The 25361-nt window shown below is 62.6% G+C and carries 24 protein-coding genes, 1 other RNA gene and 1 pseudogene; 9 read left to right on the top strand and 17 right to left on the bottom strand.

Going from position 1 to position 25361, the window contains the following annotated elements:
- Window positions 1–54: 54 nt before the first annotated feature.
- Complete coding sequence (locus tag VH564_RS10785) at window positions 55–2526, bottom strand: ATP-dependent helicase (RefSeq protein ID WP_423339821.1); 2472 nt, start codon at window positions 2524–2526, stop codon at window positions 55–57.
- 330 nt (window positions 2527–2856) lie between these two features.
- Between VH564_RS10785 and VH564_RS10790 the strand changes: the two genes are divergently transcribed.
- Window positions 2857–3525, top strand: coding sequence for an OmpA family protein (locus VH564_RS10790; protein WP_111222878.1), 669 nt, complete (start codon window positions 2857–2859; stop codon window positions 3523–3525).
- A 210-nt stretch (window positions 3526–3735) separates the two neighbouring features.
- Here the strand turns inward: VH564_RS10790 and VH564_RS10795 are convergent, their stop codons facing one another.
- Both VH564_RS10795 and VH564_RS10800 read right to left on the bottom strand, forming a co-directional pair.
- Window positions 3736–4146, bottom strand: coding sequence for a hypothetical protein (locus tag VH564_RS10795; RefSeq protein ID WP_423339822.1), 411 nt, complete (start codon window positions 4144–4146; stop codon window positions 3736–3738).
- A 70-nt stretch (window positions 4147–4216) separates the two neighbouring features.
- Window positions 4217–4429, bottom strand: a pseudogene (locus tag VH564_RS10800) (IS66 family transposase); the annotation flags it as partial.
- Between the two features lie 100 nt (window positions 4430–4529).
- Between VH564_RS10800 and VH564_RS10805 the strand changes: the two are divergent.
- Window positions 4530–5813 (top strand): MFS transporter, encoded by a 1284-nt coding sequence (locus VH564_RS10805; RefSeq protein ID WP_423339823.1) that lies wholly within the window; start codon window positions 4530–4532, stop codon window positions 5811–5813.
- A 118-nt stretch (window positions 5814–5931) separates the two neighbouring features.
- Window positions 5932–6078, top strand: coding sequence for a hypothetical protein (locus tag VH564_RS10810; RefSeq protein ID WP_423339824.1), 147 nt, complete (start codon window positions 5932–5934; stop codon window positions 6076–6078).
- A gap of 219 nt (window positions 6079–6297) precedes the next feature.
- Here the strand turns inward: VH564_RS10810 and VH564_RS10815 are convergent, their stop codons facing one another.
- Together VH564_RS10815 and VH564_RS10820 are read right to left on the bottom strand one after the other, a co-directional pair.
- Window positions 6298–7002 (bottom strand): SDR family oxidoreductase, encoded by a 705-nt coding sequence (locus tag VH564_RS10815; RefSeq protein WP_423339825.1) that lies wholly within the window; start codon window positions 7000–7002, stop codon window positions 6298–6300.
- Between the two features lie 181 nt (window positions 7003–7183).
- Complete coding sequence (locus tag VH564_RS10820; protein WP_423339826.1) at window positions 7184–7591, bottom strand: DUF2000 family protein; 408 nt, start codon at window positions 7589–7591, stop codon at window positions 7184–7186.
- A gap of 35 nt (window positions 7592–7626) precedes the next feature.
- Between VH564_RS10820 and VH564_RS10825 the strand changes: the two genes are divergently transcribed.
- On the top strand, window positions 7627–8511 hold the full coding sequence (locus VH564_RS10825) for an AraC family transcriptional regulator (RefSeq protein ID WP_423339827.1): 885 nt from the start codon (window positions 7627–7629) through the stop codon (window positions 8509–8511).
- Here the strand turns inward: VH564_RS10825 and VH564_RS10830 are convergent.
- Window positions 8508–9413 (bottom strand): LysR family transcriptional regulator, encoded by a 906-nt coding sequence (locus VH564_RS10830; RefSeq protein WP_423339828.1) that lies wholly within the window; start codon window positions 9411–9413, stop codon window positions 8508–8510. The genes VH564_RS10825 and VH564_RS10830 overlap by 4 nt on opposite strands.
- 91 nt (window positions 9414–9504) lie before the next feature.
- Here VH564_RS10830 and VH564_RS10835 point away from each other — a divergent pair, with 91 nt between their 5' ends.
- A complete protein-coding gene (locus tag VH564_RS10835) occupies window positions 9505–10539 on the top strand; it encodes an aldo/keto reductase (RefSeq protein WP_423339829.1) in 1035 nt (344 codons plus the stop codon).
- A gap of 14 nt (window positions 10540–10553) precedes the next feature.
- Here VH564_RS10835 and VH564_RS10840 read toward each other — a convergent pair whose 3' ends face one another.
- The 4 genes from VH564_RS10840 to VH564_RS10855 form a co-directional block, all read right to left on the bottom strand.
- On the bottom strand, window positions 10554–11279 hold the full coding sequence (locus tag VH564_RS10840) for an amino acid ABC transporter ATP-binding protein (RefSeq protein ID WP_423339830.1): 726 nt from the start codon (window positions 11277–11279) through the stop codon (window positions 10554–10556).
- Window positions 11257–11916, bottom strand: coding sequence for an amino acid ABC transporter permease (locus tag VH564_RS10845; protein WP_423339831.1), 660 nt, complete (start codon window positions 11914–11916; stop codon window positions 11257–11259). The genes VH564_RS10840 and VH564_RS10845 overlap by 23 nt, the downstream gene beginning before the upstream one ends.
- Window positions 11913–12584, bottom strand: a complete 672-nt coding sequence (locus tag VH564_RS10850; RefSeq protein ID WP_423339832.1) for an amino acid ABC transporter permease — start codon at window positions 12582–12584, stop codon at window positions 11913–11915. The genes VH564_RS10845 and VH564_RS10850 overlap by 4 nt, the downstream gene beginning before the upstream one ends.
- Before the next feature lie 66 nt (window positions 12585–12650).
- Entirely contained in the window at window positions 12651–13445 is a 795-nt protein-coding gene (locus tag VH564_RS10855) for a transporter substrate-binding domain-containing protein (RefSeq protein WP_423339833.1), read from the bottom strand.
- Between the two features lie 319 nt (window positions 13446–13764).
- Between VH564_RS10855 and VH564_RS10860 the strand changes: the two genes are divergently transcribed.
- A complete protein-coding gene (locus VH564_RS10860) occupies window positions 13765–15177 on the top strand; it encodes an FAD-binding oxidoreductase (protein ID WP_423339834.1) in 1413 nt (470 codons plus the stop codon).
- Window positions 15178–15265: 88 nt separating this feature from the next.
- Window positions 15266–19180, top strand: a complete 3915-nt coding sequence (locus tag VH564_RS10865; RefSeq protein ID WP_423339835.1) for an AsmA family protein — start codon at window positions 15266–15268, stop codon at window positions 19178–19180.
- Between the two features lie 225 nt (window positions 19181–19405).
- Here the strand turns inward: VH564_RS10865 and VH564_RS10870 are convergent, their stop codons facing one another.
- From VH564_RS10870 to ssrA, 4 genes are all read right to left on the bottom strand, one after another.
- Window positions 19406–19627 carry a ribbon-helix-helix domain-containing protein gene (locus VH564_RS10870; protein WP_423339836.1) on the bottom strand — a complete coding sequence of 74 codons (222 nt, stop codon included), beginning with the start codon at window positions 19625–19627 and terminating at the stop codon, window positions 19406–19408.
- Between the two features lie 87 nt (window positions 19628–19714).
- Window positions 19715–19906, bottom strand: a complete 192-nt coding sequence (locus tag VH564_RS10875) for a DUF4169 family protein (RefSeq protein WP_423339837.1) — start codon at window positions 19904–19906, stop codon at window positions 19715–19717.
- Between the two features lie 39 nt (window positions 19907–19945).
- Complete coding sequence (locus VH564_RS10880; RefSeq protein ID WP_423339838.1) at window positions 19946–20452, bottom strand: SspB family protein; 507 nt, start codon at window positions 20450–20452, stop codon at window positions 19946–19948.
- A gap of 119 nt (window positions 20453–20571) precedes the next feature.
- Window positions 20572–20933, bottom strand: a transfer-messenger RNA (tmRNA) gene (gene ssrA, locus VH564_RS10885).
- A gap of 245 nt (window positions 20934–21178) precedes the next feature.
- On the opposite strand from ssrA, the gene VH564_RS10890 reads away from it, so the two are divergent.
- The gene (locus VH564_RS10890) at window positions 21179–22123 is read left to right on the top strand and encodes a thymidylate synthase (RefSeq protein ID WP_423339839.1); all 945 of its coding nucleotides are present in this window, start codon (window positions 21179–21181) and stop codon (window positions 22121–22123) included.
- A 60-nt stretch (window positions 22124–22183) separates the two neighbouring features.
- Here the strand turns inward: VH564_RS10890 and VH564_RS10895 are convergent, their stop codons facing one another.
- The 3 genes from VH564_RS10895 to VH564_RS10905 form a co-directional block, all read right to left on the bottom strand.
- A complete protein-coding gene (locus tag VH564_RS10895; protein WP_423339840.1) occupies window positions 22184–22657 on the bottom strand; it encodes an NUDIX hydrolase in 474 nt (157 codons plus the stop codon).
- A 228-nt stretch (window positions 22658–22885) separates the two neighbouring features.
- Window positions 22886–24100: a Na+/H+ antiporter NhaA gene (gene nhaA / locus VH564_RS10900; protein WP_423339841.1), complete on the bottom strand. Its 1215-nt coding sequence runs from the start codon at window positions 24098–24100 to the stop codon at window positions 22886–22888.
- A gap of 144 nt (window positions 24101–24244) precedes the next feature.
- Window positions 24245–24814, bottom strand: coding sequence for a type 1 glutamine amidotransferase domain-containing protein (locus tag VH564_RS10905; RefSeq protein ID WP_423339842.1), 570 nt, complete (start codon window positions 24812–24814; stop codon window positions 24245–24247).
- A 130-nt stretch (window positions 24815–24944) separates the two neighbouring features.
- Here VH564_RS10905 and VH564_RS10910 point away from each other — a divergent pair, with 130 nt between their 5' ends.
- Window positions 24945–25328, top strand: coding sequence for a c-type cytochrome (locus tag VH564_RS10910; protein ID WP_423339843.1), 384 nt, complete (start codon window positions 24945–24947; stop codon window positions 25326–25328).
- Window positions 25329–25361: the final 33 nt, after the last annotated feature.

Raw genomic sequence — 25361 nt, forward strand, 5'->3', positions numbered from 1 at the left:
CGCTTAGGGCCGAGAGCGGCCAAAAGATAGATGCCCCACAAAAACCTCCCGCCCTCACACCCTCTCCACAAACCCATCCAAAACCCGCTTCTGCCCAGCCCGGTCGAATTCAATCGTCAGCTTGTTGCCCTCGATAGCCGAAATATTGCCGTTGCCGAACTTGATGTGGAAGATGCGTTCGCCGATGGCAAAGCGCGAGGGCGTGTCCGTCGTCGATTTCGCCACCAGTTCGCCGTCGATGGTCCGGGCCTTCGGGCCGCTTTCGCCGTAGCCGATGCGCTCGACTGCGTGGCCGGAGCGGGAGCCCCAGTTGTCGCGCGTCGCATCCGTCTTGTTGGCCTGGGCGCGCTTCCAGCCGGGCGTGGAATAGCTGTTGGAGAAGGGCTCGGCCTTGTCGAAGCGGGACTGGCCGTAGCCACTTCTGCCGTAGCCGCCATAGGATTGCTCGGTCTCGGCAACGGACACGTGGTCGTTCGGTAGCTCGTCGAGGAAGCGCGAGGGCAGGGTGGATTGCCAGAGGCCGTGGATGCGGCGGTTCGAGACGAACCAGATGTGGCAGAGGCGCTTTGCCCGGGTCAGGCCGACATAGGCAAGCCGGCGCTCTTCCTCGAGGCCGGCGCGGCCTGTTTCGTCGAGGGAGCGCTGGTGCGGGAACAGGCCTTCTTCCCAGCCGGGCAGGAAGACGGTCTTGAATTCCAGACCCTTGGCGGAATGCAGCGTCATGATCGACACCGCGTCGAGGTTCTCGTTGGTTTCGGCATCCATGACCAGCGAGACATGCTCGAGAAAGCCGCGCATGCTCTCGAAACTGTCCATCGAGCGGATCAGTTCCTTCAGGTTGTCGAGGCGGCCCGGCGCTTCCGCCGACTTGTCGTTCTTCCACATGTCGGTATAGCCGGATTCCTCGAGAATCTGCTCGGCGAGTTCCGTGTGGGGCGTGTTTTCCAGCCGCTCCTGCCAGCGGCGGAACGACATCACCACGTCGTAGAGCGCCTTGCGCGGCTTCGGCTTCATCTCGTCGGTCTCAACGATGTCGCCGGCTGCTGCCAGCATCGGAATGTTGCGGGCGCGGGCGTAGTCGTGCAGGGCGCGCACCGTGGTGTCGCCGAGGCCGCGCTTGGGTGTATTGACGATGCGCTCGAAGGCGAGGTCGTCGGCCGGCTGGCAGACGAGGCGGAAATAGGCCATGGCATCGCGGATTTCCATGCGCTCGTAGAAGCGCGGGCCGCCGATGACGCGGTAGTTGAGGCCGAGGGTGACGAAGCGGTCTTCGAACTCGCGCATCTGGAACGAGGCACGCACGAGGATCGCCATGTCGTTCAGCGCATGGCCGCCGCGCTGCAGTTGCTCGATTTCTTCGCCGAGCGCGCGGGCTTCCTCTTCCGAATCCCAGGCGGCGTGGACCTGCACCTTGGCATCGTCCGGGTCTCTGCGCTCGGTGAACAGGGTCTTGCCGAGCCGGCCCTCGTTGTGGGAAATCAGGTGGGCGGCGGCGCCGAGGATGTGTTCGGTCGAGCGGTAGTTGCGCTCCAGCTTGATCACCTTGGCGCCCGGAAAATCCTTCTCGAAGCGCAGGATGTTGTCGACCTCGGCGCCGCGCCAGCCATAGATCGACTGGTCGTCGTCGCCGACGCAGCAGACATTCTGCATTTCGCCCTTCGGCCGCTGGGCCAAGAGCCGCAGCCACATGTACTGGGCGGTGTTGGTGTCCTGATATTCGTCGACGAGGATATAGCGGAAGCGCTGGTGATACTCCTTCAGCACATCCGGGTTCTTGCGGAACATGGTGATCGGATGCAGCAGCAGGTCGCCAAAATCGCAGGCATTCAGCGTCTTCAGCCGGGCCTGGTAGGCGGCATAGAGCTCGCGGCCTTTTCCATTTGCGAAAGCGCGGGCGTCGCCCTCGGCGATATCGGGCGGCGTCAGCCCCTTGTTCTTCCAGCCGTCGATCATGCCGGCGAACTGTTTTGCCGGCCAGCGCTTGTCGTCCAGGCCTTCGGCCTGGATCAGCTGCTTGATGAGCCGCACGACATCGTCGGTATCGAGGATGGAGAAATCCGAGGTGAGGCCGACCAGCTCTGCGTGGCGGCGGAGCAGCTTGACGCCGATGGAATGGAAGGTGCCGAGCCAGGGCATGCCTTCGACAGCGCCGCCGACCAGCAGCGCCACGCGCTCCTTCATCTCGCGGGCCGCCTTGTTGGTGAAGGTCACCGACAGGATCTGGCTGGGGAAGGCGCGGTTGGTCGACAGGATATGGGCGATGCGGGTGGTGAGCACGCGGGTCTTGCCGGTGCCGGCGCCGGCCAGCACCAGCAGAGGCCCCTCGAGCGTCTCGACGGCTTCGGTCTGCTCGGGGTTCAGGCCGGCGAGATAATCCGGCGTGCGACCGACATCGCGCGCGGCCATGGCGCGGGCGGCGATACCGCCGGTAGCCTGCGGGCGCGGCGCGGCTGGCTCCGGTCGCCGCGTCTCGGCGTGGTCGGGCTCTTCGTCGAAGAAGGGAATGTCGTCATGTCCTATCGTCATGTCGCGTAATGTAGTGATTCGGAATCGAAAGGCCAGAAAAGATGTTCTGCTTTCATTCCTGCGGTTTGCGGGGACGCTTGCGCCGGCTGCTCGGCCCGGCGGATGATGCTGTCTTGCGGAGGTTGTCGGCGCGGATGGGCGCTCTAGCCTCTGACCTGAGCTCGTCCGGCCCGGTGGAAAGCGGCTGCTCACGCGCGGCTGCGGAGCAGGCATAAGAATTTCGCGCCCTAGGGCGAAATTTGCCGCAGACAAGAGCGCCTGCCATTTATTTCATGATAATGCCGTATTCCTTGATACACGTCTCGTCATCGAACCAGAGGCCTCCCGTCCATGATCAAAAAATTCGTCCTTCTCGCCGTTTCGGCTGCTTTCCTCAACGCCTGCACGACCACCGATCCTTATACGGGCGAGCAGAAGGTTTCGAATACGGCCGGTGGCGCGGCGATCGGCGCTGGTCTCGGCGCGATTGCGGGTCTGGCTGTCGGCGGCTCGCCGGTCGGCCGGCGCAATGCGGCCCTGATTGGTGCCGGCATCGGTGCGCTCGCCGGCGGCTCGATCGGCAACTACATGGACCAGCAGGAATCGGAGCTGCGCCAGCAGTTGCAGGGCACCGGCGTATCGGTCACCCGCACCGGCGACCGGATCATCCTCAACATGCCGTCGGCCATCACCTTCGATACCGACCAGTATTTCGTCAAGCCCGAGTTCGACCAGACGCTGAATTCCGTGGCGATCGTGCTGCGCAAGTTCAACAAGACGCTGATCGACGTCAACGGCCACACGGATTCGACCGGCAGCATGCAGCATAACCAGGAGCTCTCCGAGCGCCGCGCCGATTCGGTGGCCGGCTATCTCGGCACCCAGGGCATCGATCCCCGCCGCGTCTCCGCCGTCGGCTTCGGCCCGACCCAGCCTGTCGCCAGCAATGCGTCCGAAGCCGGTCGCGCCCAGAACCGCCGCGTCGAAATCCAGATCGCGCCGATCACCCAGAACGGCTGATCGGACGCGCGGGCCGGGTCATAACGCTCGGGCCTTGCTGCCCACCTTTGAGAACGCTGAGCAGTACCGCATGATCGATCTTGCGGTACTGCAGTAAGCGCTGTCTTCTTCCCACATCGAAGTAGTGCGAAGGACCGTTCCTAAAAAACTACCGCTTTGACATTGATTGCAGGAGCGCGCGAGAAGCGGTCATTTGCTTTTTCGGATTGCTCAGAGATAATCGATAATGGCGCCCGAAGCCGTGGTGACTACCGAAGCGTCAATCACGCGTCCCTCTGTTGTAAGAGAAACCCTGACAAGATAGGCATCAAGCCAAAGCAAAGAAGACAACCTATCCGCCATCACCGACGCTATCGATCGGCGGTCGCCTGTAGATGGAGCGACACCGCGAACAAAAGGGTATACTTTGCAGCAGGCCGGATGTTCGTACCTCAGTTGGCCTGGACTGGTTTGCAGCTTATTCATCATTACTACCGCCCGAACACCTGCATCCAGGGAGACGCCCATCTTATGCGTTTGGAACAGATTTTCTCTGTCGTAGGCGCTATCGACAGCGAATAGCGCAACGACCGCAACTACAGACGAGGAAATGGGCGAAATCAACTTCGGGATGATCGTCATGCGTTGTCCCATCGAAATGATTCTACCTTGCCAGCCTATCCCCGATGTCCGCAATGGCCGGAAGCAGACTTCAGCCGTTTGTTCGCCCCGAATAATTCCACGGCATCAGATCGTCGATCCGGTTTTGTTTTTGACCGTTGACGGTGGCGGTGAGCGCGGCGATCAAGCAGGCGAGTGGATTTAGCGCGGTGAGTTTGGACATCTCGACCAGCCAGGCGACGGTCGCCCAGTTCTCGGCCCCGATGTCGTGACCAGCAAAGAGCGCATTCGTATTGCCCGCCGCGGCATGCTCAAGACAACTGTAAGTCTGCCCTGCCATCTTGCCAGTTTCCGTCACAGCACTAGGTGACGGAAGCTCAAGATACACGACGGGGAGAAGCGGCATGGTTTCTGAAAAGGCAATTATCTCGAAAATCACCTGGCGGCTGATGCCTTTCCTCGGGTTTCTCTATCTTATTGCCTATATCGATCGGCAAAATGTCAGTTTCGCCAAGCTGCAGATGGTCGATGCGCTCGGCATGAGCGAGTACGCCTATGGGCTTGGCGCCTCGCTGTTCTTCGTCGGCTATTTTCTTTTCGAGGTGCCGGCGAATATCTTTCTGACACGGTTTGGTGCCCATGTCTGGTTCGCCCGCATCATGGTGACCTGGGGTCTGGTCACAATCGCACTGGCCTTCACGCAGAACGTCACGATGTTCTACGTCCTGCGCTTTCTTCTGGGCGTGGCGGAAGCCGGCTTTTTCCCCGGCGTGCTTTATCTGCTAACGCTGTGGTTTCCAAAGGACTATCGCGGCCGGATGGTCGGGCTGTTCATGATCTTCAGCGCCGTTGCCAATGCCGTTGGCGCGCCACTCGGCGGCGTGCTCCTCGATCTCGATGGCCTGCTCGGCTTTGCCGGTTGGGAATGGGTGTTCCTCGCCACCGGTATTCCCGGCGTGCTCGCCGGCATCGCGACCTTCTTCTATCTCGACGATACGCCTGAAAAGGCGTCCTTCCTCAGCGATGAGGAAAAGCTCTGGTTGAAGGACCGGCTGGCGCAGGAAAACCAGCACATGGATGCAACGGCTGACAACGGCTTCAAGGCGCTTGTCAATCCGCGCGTGTTACTGCTGGCGCTCTGCTACATCGGCTTTCCGCTGGCGGCCTACGGCCTCAGCTACTGGCTGCCGACCATCGTCAAGGGGTTCGGTGTGTCGAACACCACCAATGGTTTCATCAACATCATTCCGTGGGTGATCGTCGCCGTCGCCCTATGGGTGGTGCCTGCCGCCGCCGACAAGACGGAGTCGAAGACACCCTATATCGTCGGTCCGGCCTTTGTCGGCGCGATCGCCCTGACGCTCTCGGCGCTGGTGACGTCGCCGCTGCTGCAGTTCGTGTTCCTTTGCGTTGCCGCAGCCGGGATTTTCGCCGGTCAGCCGGTGTTCTGGAGCCTGCCATCCCGCTTCCTGAAGGGCGCCGGCGCCGCAGCCGGCCTTGCGGCCATCAACTCGGTGGGCAATCTCGGCGGTTTCATCGCGCAGAACGTGGTGCCCTGGATCAACGACGTCAGCGGGAGCAAGATCGTGCCGATGTTCTTCCTCGCGGCTTGCCTTGCCATTGCCGGGGTTTTGGTGATCGTCGTCGGCCGGATGCTTGCCCGAACCGTACCGCAGCGCCCGGAATAGGACGACGCTAGCCCGCTGCGACAGTCGGTCGGCCCATGCCGAGTGGCTGCCGTTCAGGCTGACATCATTTTCGGCTGTAAACTTGTCGATCGCGCTGACAGTCCAATGGGCGATCTCCATGCAGAATTTCCGACATATTCTTATCAACGACCGCAAAGAGCTGAAGGGCCAGATCCTCGGCAAGGTGCACGTCGCGAGCGGTGGGCGTCTTCTCTTGTCAGCCGGCCAGATCGTCGGCACACTCACCATCGACGAAGGCGGGTAGGCCGAGGTACGCGGTCAGGTTTGCGGCCTTGTCAACAATCAGGGCTCTTTGGCCCTGTCCGGCCAGATCGTCGGTCTCTTGAGGGGGAGATATCCCGTCAACGCACTGACGCTGGGTCAGATCGTCGGCATCCGCCGTCGGTGACTTGAGAGGGCTGATACGTCGCTTTCGTTAGGAACCCGCGACCTGATAATACGGTGCGGGCTCCCGGAGTTCCGCTCAAATCGAACGGGTGAGACCGCCGTCTACCTTGATGTTCTGTCCGGTGATGTAGGCCGCCCCATCGGAGGCAAGGAAGGCGACGGTGGCGGCGACTTCGGCGCTGGTGCCGTAGCGTTTCATCGGCACGGCATCGCGGCGCTCTTCGGTCGCGGGCAGGCTGTCGATCCAGCCCGGCAGGACGTTGTTGATCCGGATATTATCGGCCGCATAGGTATCGGCGAAAATCTTCGTGTAGGCGGCCAGACCGGCGCGGAAGACGGCCGAGGTCGGGAACATCGCGGATGGCTCGAAGGCCCAGGCGGTGGAGATGTTGACGATCGCGCCGGATTTCTGCTTCTGCATGATCGGCGTGACGAGGCGCACGGGGCGAATGACGTTCATCAGGTAGACGTCCATTCCGGCATGCCATTGCTCGTCGGTAATCTCGATGATCTGCGCGCGCGGGCCATGTCCGGCGCTGTTGACCAGCACATCGATGCGGCCCCATTTTTCGACCGTGGCATCGACAAGGCGCTTGAGATCGTCGTTCGACTGGTTGGAGCCGGTAATGCCGATACCGTCCAGTTCCTGCGCAAGCGCCTCGCCCTTGCCGGAGGACGACAGGATGGCGACCTTGTATCCGTCGGCGGCGAGGCGTCTGGCGCATTCGGCACCCATGCCGCTTCCGCCTGCCGTGACGATGGCTACTTTATCGGGCGTCATGATCAATCCTCGCTAACTGCGTCATGCCTGAGATGGACGGCTTCGCACCTGAGATAGCATTTTTTCCGAGCGATATTGAAGCGTTTCCTGCGCGAAATCTTGTCTAGGCAGGTCGACCATGGCTGTCGCCACCGGCAACCGCCGGGGAGGGGATTTGGAAGGCCTCACTGGGGCGGGAAGGTCACCCATGCATCCTTGCGCCCCGGGTGATCTTGTCGACGATCTTCTTGTCTGCCCGCAAGGCGATGCCGACGACGCTGGCGTCCTCGGGGGCGAAATGCGCGAAGATTTCTCGGTTGGCTTCGTCGTGGCCGGTCGTGAACATCTCCTCGATGAAGAGCGAGGTTGTGACGCCGCGCTCCAGCGAGCGGCGGTGGATCATGCCGAGTGTTGCCGCATCGGCGGAAAGGACAATGATCGGCTGCACCGACAAGGGGTTGTAGAGATTGCCCGCGTGGTCGCGATAGGGGGCGCCGATGATGCCGGGATGTTGTCCGACGATGCCGCTGACCATGAAGGCGGTCACATTGAGTGCCTGCCACGAGGCAAGATTGTCGCGCAGGACGACGGCGATTTTGGTATCAAACATGCTCGGTCTCTTTCAAACTGCACTCAAGGACTTCCATGGGCCAGACCATTGCCAGCCCGCTTCACCTCGGTCTTGAACGTTTGTGCGCGGCGCCCGGTGGCGACGGGATCATCGCGGCGCCCGGCTATCCGGGCATCGAGCGCATTCAGGCCCGGTTTCGCGGCGATGTCTTCGAGCCGCATCGGCACGATACCTATGGGCTCGGCCTCACGCTCGGCGGTGTGCAGACATTTCACTATCGCGGCGAGCGGCGCTACAGCCTGCCGGGGCGGGTGATCGTCCTTCATCCGGACGAGTTGCACGACGGTGGGGCGGCGACGGAGGAGGGGCTCATCTATCGCATGCTCTATCTGGAGCCGTCGATGCTGCTCGGTGTGACGCGCCTGGGGCTGCCCTTTGTCGATGATCCCGTCGTCTCCGATGATAGGCTTGCGGCGCTGCTGCTCGAGGCTTTCGGTGCGCTCGACGGTATGCTGGAGGAGCTGTTTGTCGATGATTTTCTCGCACGGCTGGCGCCAAGCCTTGCTCGCCATGCAACGCAGCCGACAAAGCCGCTCGGCACAATCGCTCGCCACCAGGTCGATGTCGCTCGCGACTATCTCGCGGCCCATGCGACCCGGGTTGTGCGCTCGGAGGAACTGGAGCGGCTGACGGGCCTCGACCGCTTTGCCCTCTCGCGCCATTTTCGCGCCGCCTTCGCCACCAGTCCGCATCGCTTCCTGCTGATGCGCCGGTTGCAGATGGCCCGTACCCTGATTGCCGAGGGCAGCCCTCTCGCCGATGCCGCCGCTGCCACCGGTTTTTCCGACCAGAGCCACCTGACCCGCCACTTCAAGAAGACCTTCGGCATGGCGCCCGGCGCCTGGGCGTCGATGCTCGGGCAAGGACGTGGTTTGCGCAGTGCGGGTTTTACGACCTAGGACAGTTCAACGGTCTCGGCCAGGAAGTCGAGAAGCGCCCGGATGCGGGCGGGGACGGGACCGCCGCGACCGATATGGACGGCGCGGAATTCCTCGATGTCGCCGGGATTGAAGTCTTCGAGGACCGGAACCAAACGTCCGGCGGCAAGATCGTCGCGGATGGTGAAGCCAGCCAGCCGGGCCAGGCCCGCGCCGCCGAGGCAGAGTTGCCGGATGGTCTCGCCGTCGCTGGCTTCCAGGGCATTGTCCGGCTTCCTGGCGACCCGCTTCCCATCGATCAGCAGCGGCCATCCGGACACCGCCCGCTGGTAGGAGAAGGCGATCTTGCGGTGATGGGCGAGGTCATCGGGCGAGGACGGCCGGCCATGCGCTTCGATATAGGAGGGTGCTGCGACGATCGCCATGCGGGTGCCGCCGAGCTTGCGGGCGACCAGCTGCGAATCCTTCATCGGGCCAGCGCGGATGGCCACATCGGCCTTCTCGGACATCAGGTCGACGACAGCGTCGGTAACAGTGATATCGAGCGTTACGGCGGGAAAGCGCTGGAGGAAATTGGCAACGAGCGGGGCGAGAATTTGGTGGGCGAAGGAGGCGCTGGTGTTGATGCGGATGCGGCCGGAAGGCGCTTCGCCTGTGGAAACCGAGCGTTCGGCTTCGGCTATGTCGGACAGGATCCGTTTGCTGCGCTCGTAGAACGCCGCCCCTTCCAATGTCAGTTGCAACCGTCGGGTGGAGCGGTTGAGAAGCCGGGTGCCTAGCCGCGCCTCGAGCCGGGTCAGGAGCTTGCTGACCGCTGACGGTGTCATCCGGCAGGCACGGGCGGCAGCGGAGAAACCGCCGAGATCGACGACCCGCACGAACACGTCCATTTCCCCGGATCGGTTGACGTCTTGTCTGCTCATTGTGAATTCAACTCATGAAAGCTGTTCTTTGTAATGGTCTAGTTCATCCTTCAACGGCGATCTACCCTTGGTGCACAACAGGAGATCGACAATGGAATACAGATATCTCGGCAGGTCCGGCCTCAAGGTTCCGGCTCTCAGCTTCGGTGCGGCGACCTTCGGCGGCACCGGCCCGCTCTTCGGTGCATGGGGAACGACGGATGTCACAGAGGCTCGTCGCCTTATCGACATCTGCCTCGAGGCGGGCCTCAATCTTTTCGATACGGCCGACGTCTACTCGGCTGGCGCCTCGGAAGAGGTGCTTGGCGAGGCGATCCGCGGGCGTCGGGACGCGGTATTGATCTCGACCAAAATGTCGCTGCCGATGGGCGAGGGGCCGAACGAGGCGGGCAGTTCCCGGTCCCGCCTGATCCGGTCGACGGAAGATGCGCTGCGCCGCCTGGGAACGGATTATATCGACCTCCTGCAGTTGCACGCCTTCGACGCCCATACGCCGGTGGAAGAGGTGCTGGCAACGATGGACCAGTTGGTCTCGTCGGGGAAGGTCCGCTACATCGGTGCGTCCAACTTTGCCGGCTGGGAAATGATGAAATCGCTTGCCGCCGCCGACCGTGGCAGCCATCCGCGCTATGTTGCCCATCAGGTCTACTATTCGCTGGTCGGGAGGGACTACGAGTGGGAGCTGATGCCACTTGGTGCAGATCAGGGCGTCGGCGCCCTGGTCTGGAGCCCGCTCGGCTGGGGGCGGCTGACAGGCAAGATCCGCCGTGGCCAGCCCTTGCCGGAAGGCAGCCGGCTACACCAGACGGCCGAGTTCGGGCCGCCGGTCGACGATGACAAGCTTTTTGATATTGTCGACGTGCTGGATGCTCTGGCCGAAGAAACGGGACATTCCGTGCCGCAGATCGCCATCAACTGGCTGCTGCGCCGGCCGACCGTTGCCAGTGTCATCATCGGTGCGCGCAACGAGGCGCAGCTCAGGCAGAATCTCGGCGCCGTCGGCTGGAGCCTGACGCCGGAGCAGGTCGCCCGACTCGATGCTGCGAGCGCGGTGTCGGCTCCCTATCCGTACTATCCCTACCGCCGACAGGAGGGATTCGCGCGCCTCAATCCGCCGCTGGTCTGAGCCAGCATTCGACCCTACAGCATCCCCAGGAACTGCTTCAGCTCGGGCGTTCTGGGGTTGCTGAAGAACTGTTCGGGCGGACCGATCTCGTGGACGCGGCCTTCGTGCATGAAGACAACGCGGGAGCAGACGTCGCGGGCGAACTTCATCTCGTGGGTGACCATCAGCAGCGTCATCCCTTCGGCGGCCAGTTCGCGCACCACGGCCAGCACCTCGGCAACGAGTTCAGGGTCCAGCGCCGAGGTGATCTCGTCGCAGAGCAGCGCGATCGGCTGCATCGCCAGCGCCCGGGCGATGGCAACACGCTGCTGCTGGCCGCCGGAGAGCTCGTCGGGATAGGCGTCGAACTTGTGGGCAAGGCCGACGCGCTCCAGCATTTTTCGCGCCATGGCTTCGGCCTCGGCCTTCGGCGTTTTGCGCACCACCTTCTGGGAGAGCATGACATTGCCGCCGGCCGTCAGGTGTGGAAACAGGTTGAACTGCTGGAAGATCATGCCGACCTTCAGCCGCAACGCCTTCAGGTGCAGTTCATCGGGCAGGAACTGCGCGCCGGCAACGGAGATCGCTCCGTCGTCGATCACTTCCAGGCCGTTGATGCAGCGCAGCAGAGTGGATTTTCCGGAGCCGCTCTTGCCAATGATGGCGATGACCTCGCCCGGCTCGACGTTGAGGGTGATGCCCTTCAGGACCTCATTGCTGCCGAAGCTCTTGCGCACCTCAGTGATTTCGATGAGCGACATTCAGCTTCCTTTCAAGCATCTGGCTGCTTTTCGACAGCGGCCAGCAGAGGGCGAAATAGATGAGGGCGACGAAGCCGTAGACAGTAAAGGGCTCGAAGGTGGCGTTGGTAATGGCGGTGCCGGCCTTCGACAGCTCGACGAAGCCGATGATCGAGGTCAGCGCCGTGCCCTTTACCACCTGCACGGAGAAGCCGACCGTCGGCGGCACGGCCACCCGCATCGCCTGCGGCAGGATGACGTGGCGCATCTGCTGGGCATAGCCCATGCCGAGGCTGGCGGAGGCCTCCCACTGGCCCTTGACGACCGATTCGACGCAGCCGCGCCAGATTTCCGTGAGGAAGGCGGCGGACCAGAGGATGAGCGCGGTGCCGGCCGCAAGCCAGGCCGGCACGTCGATGCCGAACAGGCCGAGGCCGAAGAAGGCGAGAAACAGCTGCATCAGCAGCGGTGTGCCCTGGAACAGCTCGACGTAGTACTTGACGAAAATCCGTGCCGCCCGCCGCCTGCCGGTACGCAAGTAAAGCAGCACCATGCCGAGCAGGCCGCCGCCGATGAAGGACACCAGCGAGAGGAGGATGGTCCAGCGGGTAGCGTAGAGCAGGTTGCGAAGAATATCCCAGGTGGTGAACTGGATCATCGGACGCTCCTGCGCGGAAAGAGGACGCGGCCAAGGCCAGAGAGGAGCTGGCGCAGGATGATGGCCAGCAACAGGTAGATGGTCGTTGAGACGAAATAGGCCTCGAAGGCGCGGAAGGAGCGCGACTGGATGAAATTGGCGGCAAAGGTCAGGTCTTCGGCGGCGATCTGCGAGACGACGGCCGATCCGAGCGTGACGATAATGATCTGCGACGACAGGGCCGGCCAGATGCGCTGCAGCGACGGCACCAGGATGACATGCCAAAATGTCTGGAACGGCGTCATGGCGAGGCTCGCGCCGGCCTCGAACTGGCCGCGCGGCGTCGCCTGGATGCCCGCGCGGATGATCTCGCAGCCGTAGGCGCCGAGATTGATGACCATGGCGAGATTGGCCGCCGGCATTTCGCCGAGCTTGATGCCGATGCCGGGGAGGCCGAAGAAGATGAAGAACAGCTGGACGATGAAGGGCGTGTTGCGGATCAGTTCGACATAGGGAACGATCAGGAGCCTCAGCCAGCGGGGGCCGAGCGCGCGGGCCCAGGCGCAGGCGATGGCGAGTGCGATGCCGAAGACTGCGCCGACCGCCGTCAGCTCCAGCGTGATGCCGACACCTTTGATCAGCATCGGGTAGTATTCGCCGAGCCAGGCGAAATCGAAATGATAGCGCATTCAGGTTCCTTTGCTATCCACCGGAAGGCCGGCGCCGGTGAGGCGCCAGCCGGGGCGAGAGAGGGCCTAGAGATCGGCCGGGATGTCCTGGTGCAGCCATTTCTGGGTGATCTTGTTCATCGAGCCGTCGGCCCTGCCGGCCGCGATGATCTCGTTGATCTTGCCCTTCAGCGCATCCTCGCCCTTGTTGAGGCCGATGTAGCAGGGCGACTTGTTCATCAGGAATTTCAGTTCCGGACGGTTCGGCGGGTTCTTCTCGAGGATCGCCGCAGCAATGACGTTGCCCGTCACGATGACCTGGACCTGGCCGGAGAGGAAGGCCGAGATGGTGCCGTTATTGTCCTCGAAGCGCTTGATGATGGCATCGGGCGGGGCGATCTTGGTGAGCGCCAGGTCCTCGATGGCGCCGCGCGCCACGGCAACCGTCTTGCCGGACAGATCGGCGGCCGACGCGATCTTGATGTCGGCCGGGGCAAAGGCACCGTTGAAAAAGGGTGCATAAGGCGAGGTGAAATCAATCACCTTCTCGCGGTCCGGGTTCTTGCCGAGGCTGGAGATGACGATGTCGGCCTTGTTGGTCTGCAGGTAGGGGATGCGGTTCGGCAGCGTCACCGGCACCAGCTCAGCCTTGACGCCGAGCTTTTCGGCGATGAGCTTGGCCATGTCGATGTCGAGGCCCTGCAGTTCCATGTCCGGGCCGACGGTGCCGAAGGGCGGGGCGTCCTGCGGGACGGCAACGCGGATCGAGCCGCGGGCAGTGATGTCGGCGAGGGCGTCGGCGCGGGCGGCGTGGGGTGCTGCCATCGTCCCCATGGCCATTGCCGCAATGCCGGCCATCGCGAGGAACTGTCTGCGTATCATTTGTGGATCCTTTTCATTCGAAGACTTCCACCGGTCGACGCAAGTTGCATGCCAAGCCCTGACTGCGACAGAAGTCGCTCCGGAAGCCATCAATCCGTCGCCCGATCCCTCCCGGTCACGCATCTGCCGTCATTTTGTGCAACACGTTGGTGCGTTCGGCCACAGGCCGACTGACAGCGCATGGGTCGACCCTAAGCACGCTGCTTCGATCAGGTCACCGGACATCCACTCTTTGGCTGGACAGGAGGGTTGGCTTGTCTCATAGAAACCCGCCGGGCCTTGATTGGCCTTGGCCAGAATCGCAGGGGAGATTGCGCGAATGGCGTTGGCGGATGCAAAGGCGGGACTGCGGAACGAGGTCGGCGTGCTTGCCGTGCTCGACATCCTGAAGCAGGCATTTGGCGAGCGCTTCCAGACCGGCGAAGCCTTTCGTGCCCAGCACGCACACACAACCACCTATATCCCCGCGCAACTCCCCGATGGCGTCCTGTTTGCCGAAAGCAGCGAAGATGTGAAGGCGGCGGTCAAGGTCTGCGTCGCGCACAAGGTGCCGGTCATCGCCTTCGGCACGGGCTCTTCGCTCGAAGGGCAGGTCAATGCGCCAAGTGGTGGAATATCGATCGATTTCAGCCGGATGAACAAGGTTCTTGCGGTGAATGCCGAGGATCTCGACTGCGTCGTCGAGCCCGGCATTACGCGGGAGGAACTCAATGTCTATCTCCGCGACACCGGCCTGTTCTTCCCGATCGATCCCGGCGCCAATGCCTCGATCGGCGGCATGACCTCGACCCGCGCCTCCGGTACCAATGCCGTTCGCTACGGGACGATGAAAGATAATGTGCTTGCGGTCTCCGCCGTGACGGCATCGGGCGAAGAGATCAGCACGGCCCGCCGGGCGCGCAAGTCGTCGGCCGGCTACGACCTGACGCGGTTGTTCGTCGGCGCCGAGGGCACGCTCGGCATCCTGACGTCGATCACGCTCCGGCTGCAGGGAATCCCGCAGAAGATTGCCGGCGGCGTCTGCGCCTTTCCGACGATCAAGGCCGCCTGTGATGCTGTCATCATGACCATCCAGATGGGCATTCCGGTTGCCCGCATCGAATTGCTCGACGGCATGCAGGTGCGCGCCTGCAATCGCTATTCCGGACTGTCCCTGGCCGAGCAGCCGACATTGTTCCTGGAATTTCACGGAACGGAGGAGACGGTGGCGCTGCAGTCGGTCGACTTCGGCGAGATTGCCGCCGAGTGCGGCGGCGGCGAGTTCCATTGGACTGTAAACCTGGAGGAGCGCAACAAGCTCTGGAAGGCCCGCCACGACGCCTATTGGGCTTGCCGGGCGCTCGCGCCTGACATGGCAGCCCTGTCGACCGATGTCTGCGTGCCGATCTCGCGGCTGGCGGAATGCGTGGTCGAGACCCAGGCCGATATCGAGGCGCATGGTCTGCTGGGTCCAATTGTCGGACATGCCGGCGATGGCAATTTCCACGTTCTGCTGCTGTTCGACGACAAGACGCCCGAAGGCATAGCCACGGCCGAGAGTTTCGTGGCGCGCCTCAATGCCCGGGCGCTGTCGATGGATGGCACCTGCACCGGCGAGCATGGGATCGGCCAGGGCAAGATGAGCTTTCTCGAGCAGGAACTCGGCGGCGCCGTCGAGCTGATGCGGCAAGTCAAGCGCGGTCTCGATCCCGATGGCATATTCAACCCCGGCAAAATCTTCCATGCTGACTGAAAAATGGAATATTACCATGAGTTTGCCTTGCCCCCGGCCTGAATGGCGCTAGTGTCGTGACAGGCATGCGGAATGGAGAGTCAACGCGTTGTTAGGTAAGGTCCTGGTCTTTCTGGGTGGCGTCCTGGTGGTGGTGCTGTTCGTGGCACTGCTGGCGCCGCTCTTCATCGACTGGACCGGATTCCGGCAGAGCTTTGAAGATCAGGCCAGCCGCATCATCGGCAAGAAGGTCACCGTCTACGGGTCTGTCGATGCGCGCCTGCTGCCCTTTCCCTCCGTCACGATGCACGATGTGCGGGTCGGGCAGGAGCCGGACGGGACGCCGCAGGTGCAGATCTCCGAATTCGCCATGGACGCCGAGCTGGCGCCGTTTCTCTCCGGCGAAGCGCTGATCTTCGACATGCGCATCTCGCAGCCGAAGGTGCGCCTGCGGTTGCTGAAGGATGGAACGCTCGACTGGATGCGCGGCAGCCGCTCGGAAATTACGGCGAAGTCGGTGGTGCTGGAAAACGTTCATGTCGAGGGCGGCCAGGTCGAGTTCATCGACGAACAGTCGGGCCGCACCCGGCATGTCACCGATCTCAACGCGGAGATGTCGGCAAAGTCCCTGGCCGGCCCATGGCGCGTCGAGGGCGATGGTGCGCTTGATGGCGAGCGGGGCAACTTCACCGTGACTAGCAGCCAGCCCGACGACGACGGCGTGCTCCGGGTCCATACCCGCCTGGCGCCGCAGAGCCATCCCGTCAGCGTCGATCTCGATGGCGAATTGAAGCTGGTCAGCAGCAAGCCGGTCTACCTTGGCACCTTCTCGGCTGGCATCGAGACAAGCCAGGCGCGCAGGCTTTCGGGCGACGCAAAATCCACCGCGCCGCGCTCCAAGGGCAAGTTCGAGCTGACCAACGACCGCATTCGCATACCGGAATATCGTCTTGAACTCGGCGCCATCGACGATCCCTATGTCATTACCGGCGAGGCGACGCTCGACACGGGTCCGAAGCCCGAGTTCCTGCTGACGGCGGACGGTCAGCAGATCGATGTCAACCGTCTGGGCAACCAGGGCAGCGAAGGCAAGACGACGCGCAATCCGTCCGTATCGGCCCGCCAGCGGCTCAGCAGCCTGATTGCCATCGCCGCCGAAATCCCGGTGCCGCAGGTGCCAGGCAAGGCAACGGTGCGACTGCCGGCGATCGTCGCCGGCGACACGACGCTGCGTGACGTGCAGCTCGACCTTGAACCGGCGGGCGCCGGCTGGACGGTGGACAAGGCAGTCGGCACACTGCCGGGCCGCACCCAGGTGGAAGCCAAGGGTGGCCTGCTGCTTCAGGGCGACACCAAATTCACCGGCAGTCTCATCGTCGCCTCCAGCCAGCCTTCGGGGCTCGCTGCATGGCTATCGGGCACGGTCGATCCGTCCATCCGCGAGCTGAAGGCGGCGGGCTTTTCGGCCGACGTCAATCTGACGCATCTCCGCCAGCGCTTCGACAATCTCGAGATCGCCATCGGCAGCGCGACCCTGAAGGGCAGGTTGGACAGGACCCTGACGGAGAACCAGGCGCCGACGCTGGCGGTCGATCTGACCGGCGACGCGCTCGACCTCGATGCTCTGCGCGCGCTCACCGGTCTCTTTACCGGACAGGAGCCCGGCGAGAACATTCTCGACCACAAGATCAACGCCCATCTGAAAGCCGACAGCTTTTCGGCCAATGGCATTGCGGCCAGCAATGTCGAGACGACCTTCGGCATTGCCGACGGGTCCCTGAAGCTCGACAAGCTCTTCGTCCGCGATGTCGCCGGCGCCGAGATAACGGCGACGGGACGGGCTTCCGGCTCGATGCTCGAATACAAGGGCTCGGGCGAGATCACCTTCAAGGCGGCCGATCCGGGGCCGTTCTTCACCATGCTCAGCCAGCACCTGCCGCATCATCCCGTGGTCGATCGGCTGGTGCGCAATGCTGCCTGGTACGGAAACACGGCGCTGCGCGGGGCGCTGGCGCTCGGCGGCGATCAAGGCAATGGTCTGTCGCTGACACTTGCCGGCGTGTCGAACGGCAGCCGTGTCAATCTCGACTACCGCATGTCGGATCTTCTGGCGCTGACAGGCAAGGGCACGACGACGCTCGAGGGAACGCTTGAAAACTCGGTGACCTCCATCCTGTTCGGCCAGGCAGGGCTGGACCCGCTGCCGGTCGAAGCGGATGCGAATGGCCGCCTGACGCTCAAGGTCTCGGCAACCGACAACGATCCGGCGGATGCGGCGCTGACATTTGCGACCGACAAGACCTCGTTCACGGCAAACGGCAAGATCGATGTGCGGCCCGCGAACTTCCTCAACGGCACCATGGCGCTGTCGCTCGAAAGCGCCGATCTCGATCCGTATCTGGTCATGAACGGCATCGGCATGCCGCAGATGGGCACCGGCCTGCCGGTCAAGTTCCAGACGACGGCGACCATCGATGCCGACAAGGTGGCCTTGTCCGATATCAAGGCCCAGCTCGCCAACAACGGCATGACCGGCAAGCTAACCTTCGATCGCAAGGCGCCCACCATCAAGGCCAACGGCGAACTCGCCTTGAGCGAGGTCGATCTCGGATGGCTCGGCGAAGCTATCTACGGGCCGATGATGGACCCGATCACAGGCGGGCTGACCAAGGCCAAGCTTGGCCTGCCGATGTTCACGGGCACGGATATCAACGTCAAGCTCTCGGCCAAACAGCTGTGGCCCGGCGTCTTCGGGCCCGTGTCCGACTTTACCACGAACCTCGCCTACAAAGGCGATGCGTTGCAGCTCACCGACATGGCTGGCGGCTGGAGCGGCGGTACAATCGGCGGGCGCCTGCTCCTCGCAAACAATGACGGCACGGCGCTTTTGCAGACGAAGCTCGACCTGGCGAATACCGATCTTGCCGTCGTCGGATGGCAGCGCGACGGCGCGCCTGTCGCGTCAGGCCGCGCCGGACTGGCGCTCAGCCTCGAGGCCAGCGGGCAAAGTGCCAGCGATCTCGCGAGCACGGCCACCGGGTCCGGACAAGTGACGCTGGGAGAGACCCGGATTCGCGGTCTCAACCTCGGCATCCTCCCTTCGCTTCTGTCAGCTACCGACCAGATCCAGGGAGAGGTCACGGTCGACAAGATCGAACCGATCGTCCGGACGCTGCTGAACAACGGCGAGGCGGTGCTGAAGCCGATGACCATTCCGCTCAATATTGCCAGCGGCAGGGTGCGCTTCGACAATGTCAAGGCGACTACGGATATGGCGCAAATTGCCGCCAACGGTGAGATCAATCTCTCCAGCGAAGCGGTGCGGGGAACGCTCGGCATAAACCTCAACGCCGGGGCCGATGCCGTCAGCGGTGCCGAACCGGCACTGCGCTTGAGCTTTACCGGGCCGCTCGCGACCCCGACACGCAGCCTCGACGCCAGCGACATCACCAGCTTCCTATCCTTGCGGGCCTTCGAGCGCGAGCGGCGGCGGGTCGAGCGGCTGCAATCGGCAGTACTCGAGAAGCAGCGGCTGCGACGCGAGGTGTCCCTCTCCAAATATGCTGCCGGCGAGCGCGAGATCCAGCGCCAGCGCGATGCCGTCATCGAGCAGCAACGCAAGGCGGAGGAAGAGCGCCTCAGGCAATTGGCTCAGCAGGCCGAGGCGCAACGTCAGGTCGAGGCGGCAGAGAAGGCAAAGCAGAAGGCCGAGGCGGACGCGGCGGCAAAGGCTCAGGCCGAGGCAGCTGCAAAAGCGGAGGCCGACGCCCAGGCCGCAGCCGAAGCAAAAGCCAAGGCGGATGCCGCACTGAAGGCGAAGATCGACGCGGCGATCAAGGCGAGGGCGGAAGCCTTGGCCCGTTTCCAGGCCAATGAAGCGGCGCGCGCGCAGGCTGCAACTGACGCCAAGGCAAAGGCCGATGCCGATGCGAAGGCCAAAGCACAGGAGGCGGCGCCTCCCGCCAGCTCACCGCCGGTGCCGCCCCTGACAGTGCCAGATTTCAGCGCGCCGCCCAAGTTCTGATGGGCCGGCGGGCTAAGGCCTGTTTCGACACGGTTTAGCCGCCACCCTATTCGGCAAAGAGGTTACAGTATCCCCACGACAAGCCGACATTCCCTAATTAGGGCAATGCCCCGCAAGGCTGAGAATGGCTCGGGTGGCAGGCTGTCGGCCGTCCCGCGGTAAGATACGCCCTTGCGCGGGAAGGTTCGTGGGGATGTGTTGGCCAGCGATCTGGCCTGCGCCGGATCAGGATGGCAGGCGAGCGTCCTTCAGCCATTGGAGGACGTACAGGCGGAGTGCCGAGGAGAGGTTGCTCTCTGGCGGTCGGGCGTCGTCGATTTCAGCAATGAGGGCGGCTTGCGACAGGCCGCGCGCTGCGGCAATCGCCTTAAGTTCATCCCAGAAGCCGTCTTCCAGCGTGAAGCTTGTGCGGTGTCCGTGCAGCGTGGCCGAGTGCTTGCGGATCATGGGCGGATGGCCTGATGGTCGGGGCAACACCCGTGTCGAGCGCGTTTGTCTTTCAGTGCCGGGGTTAGCGCGAACGAGCGGCAGGCTTCATTCATCAACGGGCTTGGGCTCGATATGGCCGTCGTCCAGAGCCTTGGCAGCCTTGTCATTGAGCTTGGTGGTTTGTTGCTTCTCGATCTTGGTGCGGCCGAAGGTCAAACGGTTCTGCTCGGCCTGTTTCTCCTTCTCGGAGCGGGCCTGCTTCTTTCGGAACTGTTTCAGGTTGACGATGTCCGCCATGGATCCGCTCGCGTTGCTGTTCCGCCTAACCCGCCGACCTCATTGCTTCTTGCGGAAAGAGTCGAGCGAGATGACAGATCCGGGCTTTTTCTCTTCACCCTCGACGATTACGGCCGGCTGACCCGGCAGGTCCGTATTGACGGGGTATGCGGTGATCTCGCCGCTCGGCAGTTCTTCCTCGTCGCTGAGCGGAACATCGAATTCCAGCTCGAAATTCACCGAGGGATCATAGAAGCCGCGAATGGCGTTGAAGGGGACGACCAGCTTTTCCGGCACGTCCGAGAAGGACAGGCCGATCTCGAAATGGGTTTCGGTGATCTTGAGTTCCCAGAACTGATGCTGGATGACGATGGTCATCTGCTCCGGATACTTGGATTTGAGATGCTGGGAAATGCGCACGCCAGCGGCGCCGGTCAGGAAGGTGATGAAGAAATGATGGTCGCCGGGCAGGCGGCCGGTCGTTCCGACCTCGGTCAATACCTTACGGATAACTCCGCGCAGCGCGTCCTGTGCCAGAATATCGTAGCGGATATGATCCTGCCCCATGCTTTCTCGTCTTTCATTGTCTCTCGTCGAGGCTGTATGCCACGGCAGGCGGATTCGGAAAACCCCCCGACATCAGAGTTATGTCCCGTGACCATAGATCATAGCAAAAAAAGGGAGAAAGTGGAGGTTTCTGTTGCCAGGTACCTCCGAACCCCGCCTTCAGGTGCGAACCTTTAGGACTTGATTTGAAGTGTCACACTGCGATTAAGCAGCGAGACGAGCTTCCGCATAGTTGGTGTTTGCAACTACAGATTTAGTCCGATAACGGTGGTACAATGCCGAGCAAAAAGTAGATCTTTACACCCTTGTCGATCCTGTTTCGCCCCCATCAAAAGCCGGTCTTAGCCAGGCCGGTTTTTGGTGGAGGCGCCGGGTACCGCCCCCGGGTCCAATAGGTTTATTACATCGCTCATTTATCGCCATAGCCGGTCCGAAAACCGGCAACACCGATATAGTGTCTTCCGATCGCGGAGGGAAGAGCGAAGCGCAAATTTCGCCAGCAATTTCCAACGCGCCTGTGAAAGCGGGGGAGAATTCAGGAAGGCCGCCAGCAAAACGTTGGTTTTGCCGCATCTTGTCCGTAAGGAACTGGAGGCAAGAATCGGCTAAGGCCGAGGCCACTCTCTCGACGCCTGAGGCGCCTGCGGTGCCGCAGGCTCACAGGGCAGACCTTGGGCAGGACCGTCACTGGAGCGCCCGCGCGGTCGGCAGCAGAAGGATTTGGAAATGGCCCGTCATCCCGAATATCAATATCTGGACCTGCTGGAGCACCTGCTCGAAAAGGGCGATCGCCGCATCGACCGGACGGGCGTCGGCACACTGTCGACCTTCGGCGCGATGATGCGTTTCGATCTGTCCGATGGAAGTTTCCCGGTCTACACCACCAAACGGGTGTTCTGGAAAACGGCCGTCAAGGAGATGCTGTGGTTCCTGACGGGGCAGACCAACATCCAGTCGTTGCTGCGCGAAAACGTCCGGATCTGGACCGACTGGCCGCTCGACAAGTATCGCAAGGCGACCGGCGACGCCATCTCCCAGGAGGCTTTCGAAGAGCGGGTGCTGGCGGACGACGCCTTCGCCCTTGAATGGGGCGATCTCGGACCCGTCTACGGCAAACAGTGGCGTCGCTGGTTGGATGCGGATGGCCAGGAGCACGATCAGATTGCCAACGTCATCGAGACGCTGAAGTCCAATCCGGCCAGCCGCCGCATGCTGTTCCACGCCTGGAATGTCGGCGAACTCGACCGGATGGCGCTCAGCCCTTGCCACATGACCTACCAGTTTTATGTCAGCAACATCGCCGATGGGGAGAACGCAGAAGCGGTGAAGGGATCGGGCAAGCGCGGGAAGCTGTCGCTGCTGGTCGGGCAGAGATCCTGCGATGTCGGTCTCGGCAATCCTTTCAACCTCGCGCAGCAGGCGGCACTGGTTCACATGGTGGCGCAGCAGGTGGACATGACGCCGGGCGAGCTCATCTGGGTCGGCGGCGATGTCCACCTCTATCTCAACCACATGGATCTGGCGCGCACCATCCTCAGCCGCGAGCCGCGCCCCTTTCCGAAGCTTCGCCTCCTGCGGCACCCGGACAGCATCGACGATTACCGGATCGAGGATTTTGAAGTGACGGGTTACGATCCGCATCCGGCCATCGATGCGCCTGTCGCGGTCTAGCGCCCCAACGCTTCCAGAGTTTTGCCGTCAGGTCCACGCGCCAGCACGGTTTCGCCGCCGTCAGAAAGTGTCGGCGGTCGCTTCAAGCGTGGCGAGGATTTGAAGAAGCTCTTTCAGTTCCGGCTGGTAGACGGCGTCGGCGGCGTCGCCGATACCGACCCATTTCGACAGGCGCTGGTCCGTTTCCGGGAATTCGGTCAATGCCAGCTGGACGTCGAGGACGTGCACCGAGACGCGGTAAACGGCGCTCGCGCCATCCTTACGATAGCGGAAGGTGCCGAGCCTATCGACAGCGCAGGCGCCACGTATTCCGGCCTCCTCGAAGGCCTCACGTTCCGCCGCCTGGAGTGAGGTCTCCCCAACCTCGATGTTACCCTTTGGAATTCCCCAGCGGCCGCTGCGGCGGCTGGTGATCAGTAGCACTTCCCTAGATATCTTGCGATAGCAGATTGCGCCGGCCTGCTCGACGAAGACGCCGCCTGCCGCCTTTGCATTGAGGTCGGCTTCAGATGTTTTCGGCGTAGCTTCACGCATGGGAGCCACCTCCTGATCCGGCGTTAGAATGGGGCACTGCGTGTATCGCTCGCCTTCCATGGAGTGGGTTGTTGCGCTTATGCTTTACGGCAACGACACGATGATGACGAGGGTGGGAGGCCGTTCTCTGCACGCTGTGTGGGAAAGATCGTGCGGAGCGATGCCAGTCCTCGTCCCGCGTCGGCCAGTCGTTGCGGCGGCGGTCTGGACGACCGCTGCCGCTTAATCTCAGGCGGCATCTCCGCTGGCCGGCGGCGAGGGGTCGCGGCAGGCTCTCTTGATCACGATAGCACCTGCGAGCGCCGACAGCAGCGAGCCCAGGAGCACGCCGAGCTTCGTTTCGTCCTGCAGGAGCGGGTCTGAGGCGAAGGCTAGAAGGCCGATGAACAGGCTCATGGTAAAGCCGATGCCACAGAGAAGCCCCACCCCATAGAGCTGCAGCCAGCTGGCATGCTTGGGAAGCTCGGCCCAGCCCATGCGGATGACGGCAGCCGAAAAGGCGAAGACGCCGAGCTGCTTGCCAAGAAACAGGCCAAGCGCCACGCCCAGGGGCACCGGGTCGACGAAGGCGGCGAGCGATAGCCCCGCGAAGGAGACGCCGGCATTGGCAAAGCCGAACACCGGTACGACCATGAAGTTCACCCAAGGCTGGAGCCCATGTTCGAGTTTCAGCAAAGGCGAGACTTCGGTTTCCGCTTTGACGCTGAAGGCGCTGAGCGGAATGGTAAAGGCGAGCGCAACACCGGCAAGGGTTGCATGGATGCCGGACTGCAGCGTCAGGAACCAGAGGATCGCGCCGAGCAGCAGATAGGGCAGCAGGCGGGAGACCCCAAGCCGGTTAAGGGCGACAAGCGCGATGAGGACAACGGCGGCGCCACCCAAGGCATAGACGTTGAGGTCGCCAGAATAGAAGAAGGCGATGATCAATACGGCACCGAGATCGTCGATGATCGCCAGGGCCGTCAGGAAGATGCGCAGCGATGGCGGCACCCGGGGCCCGAGCAGCGACAGGACACCGAGGGCAAAGGCAATGTCGGTCGCCGACGGGATGGCCCAGCCATTCGGATGTCCGGATTCTCCGAGATTGAAGGCGAGGTAGATAAGCGCGGGGACGATCATCCCGCCAAGCGCGGCTACTCCCGGAAGGACCCGTCGCGACCAGGTCGAGAGCTGGCCGTCGAGCACCTCGCGCTTGATCTCGAGGCCGACCATCAGGAAGAAGATTGCCATCAGGCCGTCATTGACCCAGTGCAGCACCGAGAGGCCGGCCACGTAGCGGTGGAGGATATCGGCGTAAACCGGGTAGAGCGGAGAGTTGGCCACCAGCAGCGCAATCACCGCAGAGGCCATGAGGACAATGCCGCCGGCCGACGAACTCTGCAGGAAATGCCGCAGGAATGAGATCGGGCGCCTTGGCAAAAGGGAATCTTTGGTTGTTTTCATCCCTCGTTTTTGAACCATCGGCGCCGCCGAATCCAGCCAAAACAGGGGATTTCACAAACTTCTGTGTGCTTTGAGCGTGAATGGCGGCATCGGGCGCCGCAGGAGGGGGCTGGCCGCAGGCGTGGCTGCGACCAGGCTTTCGGGTCAGGCGCTGCGGGCCTGTTCAGGATGCTTGCCCTCGGCAAATTCCTCGACGATCTTGGCGCAGAATGCCGGCAGATCCTTCGGGCTGCGGCTGGTCACCAGACCCTTGTCGACCACCACTTCCTTGTCGACCCAGCTGGCGCCGGCATTTTCAAGGTCGGTCTTTATCGATGCGAAGGAAGTCACCGTCCGGCCCTCGAGCACGCCGGCTTCGGCGAGCACCCAGGGACCGTGGCAGATGACGCCGACGGGCTTTGCCTGCGAAAAGAACGAGCGGACGAAGGACACCGTCGCCTCGTCGGCACGCAGCTTGTCGGCGCCGACGGTACCGCCCGGAATGACGAGGCCGTCGAACTGATCGGCGGAGCAATCCGCGACCGTCTTATCGACGGTGTAGCTCGCGCCCGGGTCGAGATCATTGTTGACCGTCTGCGCCTGTCCGGCTTCCAGTCCGATGACCGTGACCGTCGCGCCGGCGCCTTCGACGGCTTGCTTGGGCTTTGCGAATTCGGGTTCTTCGGTACCGCGCGGGGCGATCAGAATGGCGATTTTCTTGCCGGCGAGGTTCATTTTAGTCTCCGTCTTTGTTGTGAGCCGCAGCACTCGGCTGCCACCCGTTAACGACCAACGGTTATCGAAGTTCCTGCTCTATGTGCTAAGTCGAAGACCGTCATCTCATCTGGAGCGCCCGAAATCCATCATGTCGCAGACTAACTTGAAGGTGCTGTTCGCTGTCTTGTCATGGCTCTTGATGGCCGCTTCGGGGTCGGCCGAAGACCTTCAGCATGGCAAGCGCGTCTTCCAACTCTGTACGCAGTGCCATGTGCTGGACCGCGAGACGAACGGCTTCGGTCCCTATCTCAAGGGCGTCGTCGGCCGACCCGCCGGCAGCGTGCCCGGCTATCGCTATTCCAAGGCAATGACGGATGCAGGGGCTGCCGGGCTGGTCTGGAACGACGAAGCGCTGTCGGAATTTCTCTACAGCCCGAAGAAAAAAATCCCCGGAACGAGCATGTCGTTCTGGGGACTGTGGAGCCAGTCGGAAATTAAAGACGTCATCGCCTACCTGCGCGCCAATCCGTAGGAACGACCGAGCGCCACAGGACGATGACCGTGA

The organism is Rhizobium sp. HT1-10 (assembly GCF_049472505.1).
Taxonomy (GTDB): Bacteria; Pseudomonadota; Alphaproteobacteria; order Rhizobiales; family Rhizobiaceae; genus Rhizobium.